This window comes from Celeribacter marinus, assembly GCF_965656515.1.
Taxonomy (GTDB): Bacteria; Pseudomonadota; Alphaproteobacteria; order Rhodobacterales; family Rhodobacteraceae; genus Celeribacter; species Celeribacter marinus_D.
In genome coordinates, this window is record NZ_CBFHKW010000023.1 from 7,281 (window position 1) to 15,043 (window position 7,763).

Below are 7,763 nucleotides of genomic sequence, written 5' to 3' on the forward strand. Positions count from 1 at the left end.
TAACTGGATGTGGATCTGGGGCATTGTTCTTGCCTTCTGTCTCGGCCTCCAGATTGTCACCGGTATCGTTCTGGTGATGCACTATACTCCGCACGTCGACATGGCATTTGCCTCGGTTGAGCACATCATGCGTGATGTGAACGGCGGCCATATGCTGCGCTACTTGCACGCAAACGGCGCATCGCTGTTCTTCTTTGCGGTCTACATGCACATCTTCCGTGGCCTGTACTACGGCTCGTACAAAGCACCACGTGAAATCACATGGATCGTCGGCATGATCATCTACCTGATGATGATGGCAACCGGCTTCATGGGGTATGTGTTGCCTTGGGGTCAGATGTCCTTTTGGGGCGCGACCGTGATCACCGGCCTATTTGGTGCGATCCCACTCGTGGGCGAGCCAATTCAGGCATGGTTGCTCGGCGGGCCTGCGGTGGACAACGCCACGCTCAACCGCTTCTTCTCGTTGCACTACTTGCTCCCCTTCGTGATTGCTGGCCTTGTGATTGTTCACATTTGGGCGTTCCACACGACAGGCAACAACAACCCCACAGGTGTTGATGTCCGCAAAACGTCCAAAGCCGAAGCTGAGAAAGACACATTGCCGTTCTGGCCATATTTCGTGATGAAAGACCTCTTCGCCCTTGGCGTTGTCTTAGTCGTGTTCTTTGCCATTGTCGGCTTTATGCCAAACTACCTCGGCCACCCCGATAACTACCTCGAAGCAAACCCACTATCGACACCCGCGCACATTGTGCCTGAATGGTATTTCTTGCCCTTCTACGCCATTTTGCGCGCGTTCACCGCCGATGTGTGGTTGGTTCAGGCTGTGTCGTTTGTCACAGGCGGCATCGTGGACGCAAAGTTCTTTGGCGTACTTGCCATGTTCGGCGCGATCATCGTGATGGCTCTCGTGCCTTGGCTCGACACCTCCAAAGTTCGTTCGGGTAAATATCGCCCGATGTTCAAATGGTGGTTCTGGCTCTTGGCCATCGACTTCGTGGTACTGATGTGGGTGGGCGCAATGCCAACCGACGGTATCTATCCGTATATCTCGCTGATTGGTGCAACCTATTGGTTTGGATACTTCCTCATTTTGATGCCACTCTTGGGTGTTATCGAAAAGCCGCTTCCGATTCCGGAAACGATCGAAGAAGATTTTTTAGCGCACTACCCTGCCGCTAAAAATGCATCCGAGTGAGAAAGGAACTAGGGAAATGATGAAGAAACTTACCCTCTCCGCCCTCACCGCCTTGGGCCTATCCGCTGGCGCGGCTATGGCAGCAGGCGATGCGGCACACATCCATGACGTGGACTTCTCCTTTGAAGGTCCGTTTGGCACTTATGACCAAATGCAGCTTCAGCGCGGACTTCAGCTTTACACCGAAGTTTGCGCGGGCTGTCACGGTCTACAATATGTGTCGATCCGGACCCTTGCGGACAAAGGCGGCCCAATGCTTCCCGAGGATCAGGTGCGCGCTTACGCAACTGCATTCCCCGTGAACGACGAAGCTGCAAACATGCACCTCTACGACTATGACGAGGGTGCCGCACGTGCGCTCACGTCTAACGACCACTTCCCAGCGAACCACTCGCAAAACGCGCCCGACCTATCCATGATGGCGAAAGCACGCGCTGCGTTTCACGGCCCATACGGAACGGGTATCAACCAGTTCCTAAAAGGCACTGGTGGCCCTGAGTATATCGTCGGCCTTTTGACCGGCTACACAGGCGAAGAAAAAGAAGAAGCTGGGACAATCTACTATGAGAACACCGCGTTCCCAGGTGGATGGATCGCAATGGCTCCTCCTCTCTACGGTGAAGACGTCGAGTTTGCCGATGGTCACGCCAATGACTTGCATCACGAAGCAGAGGACATTGCTGCGTTCTTGATGTGGGCAGCGGAACCGAAGCTTGAAGCACGCAAGCACGCGGGCTTCCTCGCCGTTGTGTTCCTGATCGTACTGACATCACTTTTGTACCTGTCGAACAAAAAACTTTGGGCGCCGCACAAAGGCAAAAAATTCAACCTGTAAGAATGGGCTGATAAAAATTGAAAAAGCGCTCCGATTTCGGGGCGCTTTTTTATGGGCTATAGGGTCGCGGCCAAATCAATGGCCAACATAATCGCGGTATCCCGTGGGTGGATCTGCCTCGACCTGCGCCCACGTGCGCGGCGCATGAGCGACACCATCCGCGACCCAAACAACATGATCTGCAAACGCTTGGGCATCCGCCAGATCATGCGAGACCATCAACATCGTTGCTCCGGTTTTTGCGCCAACCTCACGCGCCAAAGTGGTCATCTCTTTGCGCATCGCGGGCCCAAGCGCCGAGAATGGCTCATCAAGCAACACAAGGGGATGCCGCTGAACCAAGACGCGCGCCAATGCCACACGTGACTGCTGACCGCCCGAAAGTTGGGATGGCAATCGGTCGCCAAGTCCACTCAACCCTGTTGCCTCAAATGCGTCTTGCACCGCTCGTTTATCCTCAACGGACAGGCGCAAATTCGGCTTGATCCCAAGGGCGACATTCTGCGCCGCAGTCATATGTGGGAACAGGTTGTTGTCTTGGAACAGATGCGCGGCGGGACGCTTCGCCGGCGCCACATCAGTGATATCGTTGCCCTGCCAAAGAACGCGCCCTGATCGCGGCGCAAAGAACCCGCCAATAACCGACAGCAAAGTAGATTTCCCTGCACCCGATGGCCCAAGCACGGCAACGGCCGACCCTGTGGGAAGGCTGAACTCCGCGCTCAGGCGAAAATCGCCTTGGACAATCAATAGGTCGTCAAGTGTGAGCACGCCCGCGCCCTCCCCGATCAAAGATGTAAAACAGGCCAAGGCTTAGCGCGAGCAGCAAAAGCGCCGCCCCCATCGCCTGATCCATGCGATAGGCCCCCATGAGGCGGTAAATTTGCAACGGCAAAGTTGCTTGCTCAGGGCGGGCAAACAGCGTGATGACGCCAAGATCGCCCATGGATAACGCCGCCGATAGACCTGCGGCGAACCCCAAAGGCGCACGAATGCGCGGCAGTGTCACCAATCGCAAACGCGTCCATCCAGACATCCCTAACCCATCCGCGAGCTTTCCATACGCGGCTTCGCTTCCTGCTATCGCGGGCGCAATTGCGCGAATGACAAACGGGAGCGACATCACGGCATTCACCAGCGCGGTGATCACAAGAGCAAGTGTGGCGGGATCAAAAAATGGGAAAATCATAATGAATAGCCCAGTCCCCATGACCAACGGTGAGGCCGCGATTGAGAGCATTCCAACCCCTTCAATCCAGTGCCATCTCTGTCCAGCAAGAACGAGCGCGAGAGACAAAACGATAGCAAGTACTGCAGACCCAAGTGCGGTGAGGACGGAACGCGCCGCCGCGGACCAAACCGAAACAGGAAGCTGCAACACACCACCCGCGCCATCCACAACCAATGCGGCGAGAGGTGCGAGCAAAAAGAGCGCTGCGAGGACAATCCAACCCGTATCGATCAGACGCAATAATGGCCTCTTCGTATCGTGGCGCACAACAGGTCGATCTAGTCCCCCACCAACCATGTGCGGCACGCGGTATTTAAACGAGAAAAGCGCAGCGCAGGTACAAATCGCAAATTGAATAAGCGCCAAAAGAGACGCCTTGCCGAGATCGAAATCATAGCGAAATGCCTCATAAATCGCGAGTTCGATTGTGGTCGCCTTAGGCCCACCGCCAAACGTGAGAGCGACCGCAAAAGACGTTGTGCAAATCAAAAAAATCACCGCCAACGCGCCCGGCACGATGTCACGGAGCATCGGCATCTCGACATGGCGAAAGACATCGATAGAAGTAAATCGTAGTGACGCCGCAAGCCGGAAACGCTCTGATGGAATAGACCCCCAACCATGTAGCAAAAGACGCGTCGCCAACGGAATGTTGAAAAATACGTGGGCAATAATCACCCCATGGAATCCGTAGATCGAAATCGGCTCTAATCCGGCCCAAATCAACAAATTTGAGACGATACCGCTTTTCCCGAACACAGCCGTAAGACCAAGAATCGCAACGATGACGGGCAAAATGAAGGGCGCGCCAAGAAGCGTGACGAGCACACCACGCCCCACAAATGATCGACGCGCCAACGCGCGGGCAACGGGAATAGCAATTGCGACCGACAGAGCCGCAGACAACGCAGCCTGCACCACTGTAAACCGTACAGAGGCCCAATCGTGGCGAGACAGGCTAGAGAAATCCTCGGCCCGCCCCGCGACTGCGACAAGTGTGCCAAGGCTGAGGACGGCAACCAGTACCGCCACCCCCAACCCCGCCCATTGGCCTATTGCGACAGGCCGGCGCGCCATGCGTCGATTGCCCCATCACGCGCCGCCGCGGCTTCATCCTCGTTTAGAAAGATCGCCTTTTCAGGATAGTTTAGTTGAGAAAGCGCGTCCGGCCATTGCGCCTTTGGCAAGGCCGCAGGATACGACCAATTCGCAGTCGCAATCAAAGACTGAAACCGCTCATCCAAGATAAACGCCATGAATTTATCGGCCAAATCGGGCTGGTCTGTGCCTGCCAATTTCGCGGCCAACTCCACCATAAAGTAATGCCCCTCATCAAACAAAGCCGCCGATTTGGTCACATCGTCCTCCGCAATGATGTGGTAGGCGGGAGATGTGGTGTAGGACAAAACCATATCCACCTCGCCATCGGTGAACATGCCGTAGGCCTCCGACCATCCCTTTGTCACCGTAGTGATCTTGGGCGCCAGTTTGGCCCACGCGGCCTCAGCGTCATCACCGAACACTTCGGTTCCCCACAGCACAAGTGCGAGACCCGAAATCGATGTGCGCGGGTCTTGGATAGCGATTGTCCAGTCTTCATCAGAGTTCACCAATTCGGCAAAGGACGAGGGCGGGTTGGTGATTTTGGTGTTGTCATAAACGAACGCCGTATAGCCCCAGTTGAACGGTAAAAAGGTATCGTCCGTCCACTCCAGTGGCAGCGTCAAAGGAGACAAATCCAGCCCATGAGGCACAAACAAACCCGTTTCGCGGGCTTTCTTGGTCACATCGGAATTCAACCCGATCACGACATCCGCAAGGGTGCGTTCGCCCTCAAGCAAGATACGGGGCAAAACATCACCCGTGACATATTCGATCTCGCACCCGTCACATGTCGCCTCAAATGCCGCCTTAATCGCGGGGCCAGGGCCCCACTCAGAAGCAAAATAGTCGGGGGCATATATAGTCAAAGGCTCGGCATTGGCGCCGAAAGCAGCAAGTGTTGCTGCAAAAGTCAGTCCATATTTCATGGCTCGCTCCATAGTTAAATGGGCGAAGAAAAAGGGGCAGCTATGTCGCTGATACCTTCCCTCCGCCGGTGTTAGCCGGTTCAGGTTCAACGGGTCCGCTTTCGCATCTCAGCCACAACAAAGGTAGCACCCCGAGGTATCGCAGACGCTATGAGCGTTTCGCCAGAAGTGCAAGCCCCGAGATTGCTCACCGACCCCACATCGGATAAAGCAGAGGAAACATGAGGAGCAGACCATGAGCATGAATTCTTTCGGACATCTTTTTCGCTTCACCACATGGGGTGAAAGTCATGGTCCTGCGCTCGGGGCGACTGTTGACGGCTGCCCTCCGGGAATTGAAATTGACGAGTCGATGCTACAGGTGTGGCTCGACAAGCGAAAACCCGGCACGTCCAAATACACGACACAGCGGCGCGAAGCGGATCAGGTTGAAATCCTCTCGGGTGTGTTTGAAGGCAAAACAACCGGAACGCCGATTCAACTTATGATCCGCAATACCGACCAGCGGTCCAAAGACTACGGTGAGATCGCGCAAGCATTTCGCCCCGGTCATGCTGACATCACTTATTTCCAGAAATACGGAATTCGCGATTACCGTGGTGGTGGGCGTTCGTCTGCCCGTGAAACGGCGGCACGGGTTGCTGCGGGCGGCATTGCACGCGCGGTCTTGGCACAGCTTGCCCCAACGGTTGAAATCAAAGGTTACATGACCCAAATCGGGCCACACGGCATCGACGGGCCTCGTGACATGGCGGAAATTGACAATAACCCGTTTTGGGTGCCCTCGGCACAGACCGCGGCGACATGGGCCACATTTCTGGACGGCATTCGTAAGAGTGGCTCCTCGGTTGGGGCGGTCTGTGAGGTCATTTGTACAGGTGTGCCAGCGGGGCTTGGCGCGCCGATTTATGCCAAGTTAGACACTGATTTGGCCGCTGCAATGATGTCGATTAACGCCGTTAAAGGCGTTGAGATTGGCGAAGGCATGAACGCGGCCTGCCTGACCGGCGAAGAGAACGCAGACGAAATGCGGATGGGGCCAAATGGGCCTGAATTTGGGTCCAATCATGCGGGTGGCATCTTGGGCGGGATATCCACAGGTCAGGATTTGATCGTCCGCTTTGCCGTTAAACCGACATCATCGATCCTCACACCGCGCCAAACCATCGACAAAGATGGCAAGGACATAGACCTGATCACCAAGGGCCGTCATGACCCGTGTGTCGGCATTCGCGCGGTGCCTGTAGGCGAGGCGATGATGGCCTGTGTTGTTCTTGATCACCTGCTCTTGCATCGCGGTCAGGTGGGGGACGGGCCACGCGGTCATATCGGCGGCTCTACCCAATAGCCCTACGCCTTTGACAACTGCACCGCGAGGATGCCCACCATAATCGTGGCAACCCCGACCATGTCCCATTGCGTGACGGCCTCGCCCAAAAGAGCCGCGGCTATTGCCACGCCAAAAAACGGATTGAGAAAATGGAATGCGGCCGCTTTCACGGTGCCTATGCGTTCGACCAATTTGAACCATAGCCACGTGGCAAACAGACCGGGCAAAAACGTTGTATACAGCATCGCGATCACCAATGTGCCGGACATATTGAGCGCGTACACATCCACAAAGGGCGATGCGACAGCCAAGACGGACGCACCGATCAAACTTTGAATGCCGACCACCATCAATGCGTTTTTACCCGCACCTGTAGAACGCAATGTGAGGGTCGCAACCGCAAGCGCCACCGTGCCCACGACACACATCAAAATGCCCACCACATCACTGCCTGCGGACAAACGATGCGACATGATAACAAGAACCCCGATGAACCCCGTGACAAGTCCAGCCACCGCAATCGGTTTAGGCCGTTCATGCAGGAATAGGGTCGAAAACAGCGCCACAACCAGTGGCATAGAGGACGCTAGAATGGAGGCGAGCGAAGCCTCGACAGAGCGCATGGCGAGGAAATAAAGCCCGAGATAGGCCGCGTTCTGACACAGGCCGAAAATGATTATGCCGCGCCACTGAGCACGCGAAAAAGTCCAACTTTGACCAAGGCTACGCGCGATTGCGACACCAACCGCGCCCGATAGAAAAAACCGGACCGCAAGAGCCGCTAAAGCGGGCGCATCGGCCACAATGATCCGCGCAGACGTGAATGCGGAGGACCATATAAACACAAACGCAAGGCCCATAAAAATGGCTCTGATATCCATAATCGCTCCATAAAGTTCTTCAACACTGCGCGGCACACAAAAGTTTTAAACTAGACTTTAAAACAGAAAAGGGGCCGCACAACGCGACCCCCTCCCCAAAAGATCAAACGAAATTAGCCGTTCACGCTGTCTTTAAGCGCTTTAGCAATTGTCATCTTTACAACTTTGTCAGCTGCTTTTTTCATCTGCTCGCCCGTCTGCGGGTTGCGGACCATACGCTCAGGGCGCTCACGGCAATAAATTTTGCCAACACCC

The 7,763-nt window shown here is 55.3% G+C and carries 8 protein-coding genes and 1 riboswitch; of the genes, 3 read left to right on the forward strand and 5 right to left on the reverse strand.

Annotation, left to right across the window (positions count from 1 at the left end):
• Both ACTG34_RS07115 and ACTG34_RS07120 read left to right on the forward strand, forming a co-directional pair.
• Positions 1 to 1,201 (forward strand): cytochrome b (locus ACTG34_RS07115; RefSeq protein WP_439104270.1); only part of this gene is annotated, 1,201 nt, incomplete at its 5' end.
• A gap of 16 nt (positions 1,202 to 1,217) precedes the next feature.
• On the forward strand, positions 1,218 to 2,036 hold the full coding sequence (locus ACTG34_RS07120; protein WP_439104271.1) for a cytochrome c1: 819 nt from the start codon (positions 1,218 to 1,220) through the stop codon (positions 2,034 to 2,036).
• 75 nt (positions 2,037 to 2,111) lie between these two features.
• On the opposite strand, the gene ACTG34_RS07125 is transcribed toward ACTG34_RS07120, so the two are convergent.
• From ACTG34_RS07125 to ACTG34_RS07135, 3 genes are read right to left on the reverse strand one after another with little or no spacing between them, the layout of a single operon-like run.
• Positions 2,112 to 2,807, reverse strand: coding sequence for a thiamine ABC transporter ATP-binding protein (locus ACTG34_RS07125; RefSeq protein WP_439104272.1), 696 nt, complete (start codon positions 2,805 to 2,807; stop codon positions 2,112 to 2,114).
• Positions 2,794 to 4,344, reverse strand: a complete 1,551-nt coding sequence (locus ACTG34_RS07130) for a thiamine/thiamine pyrophosphate ABC transporter permease ThiP (protein ID WP_439104273.1) — start codon at positions 4,342 to 4,344, stop codon at positions 2,794 to 2,796. Before ACTG34_RS07130 ends, ACTG34_RS07125 begins: the two co-directional genes overlap by 14 nt.
• The gene (locus ACTG34_RS07135) at positions 4,320 to 5,297 is read right to left on the reverse strand and encodes a thiamine ABC transporter substrate-binding protein (RefSeq protein WP_439104274.1); all 978 of its coding nucleotides are present in this window, start codon (positions 5,295 to 5,297) and stop codon (positions 4,320 to 4,322) included. The genes ACTG34_RS07130 and ACTG34_RS07135 overlap by 25 nt, the downstream gene beginning before the upstream one ends.
• A 40-nt stretch (positions 5,298 to 5,337) precedes the next feature.
• A riboswitch (TPP riboswitch) is annotated at positions 5,338 to 5,441 on the reverse strand.
• A gap of 91 nt (positions 5,442 to 5,532) precedes the next feature.
• On the opposite strand from ACTG34_RS07135, the gene aroC reads away from it, so the two are divergent.
• Positions 5,533 to 6,645: a chorismate synthase gene (gene aroC, locus ACTG34_RS07140; RefSeq protein WP_439104275.1), complete on the forward strand. Its 1,113-nt coding sequence runs from the start codon at positions 5,533 to 5,535 to the stop codon at positions 6,643 to 6,645.
• A 2-nt stretch (positions 6,646 to 6,647) separates the two neighbouring features.
• Here aroC and ACTG34_RS07145 read toward each other — a convergent pair whose 3' ends face one another.
• A complete protein-coding gene (locus tag ACTG34_RS07145; RefSeq protein WP_439104276.1) occupies positions 6,648 to 7,508 on the reverse strand; it encodes a DMT family transporter in 861 nt (286 codons plus the stop codon).
• A 113-nt stretch (positions 7,509 to 7,621) separates the two neighbouring features.
• Positions 7,622 to 7,763: HU family DNA-binding protein (locus ACTG34_RS07150; protein ID WP_439104300.1), on the reverse strand; the 142-nt coding region annotated here is incomplete at its 5' end.

Coding starts and splice junctions, on each gene's coding strand:
- ACTG34_RS07130 (WP_439104273.1), bottom strand. CDS start 4,344: ATGGCGCGCCGGCCTGTCGCAATAGGCCAATGGGCGGGGTTGGGGGTG.
- aroC (WP_439104275.1), top strand. CDS start 5,533: ATGAGCATGAATTCTTTCGGACATCTTTTTCGCTTCACCACATGGGGT.
- ACTG34_RS07135 (WP_439104274.1), bottom strand. CDS start 5,297: ATGAAATATGGACTGACTTTTGCAGCAACACTTGCTGCTTTCGGCGCC.
- ACTG34_RS07145 (WP_439104276.1), bottom strand. CDS start 7,508: ATGGATATCAGAGCCATTTTTATGGGCCTTGCGTTTGTGTTTATATGG.
- ACTG34_RS07120 (WP_439104271.1), top strand. CDS start 1,218: ATGATGAAGAAACTTACCCTCTCCGCCCTCACCGCCTTGGGCCTATCC.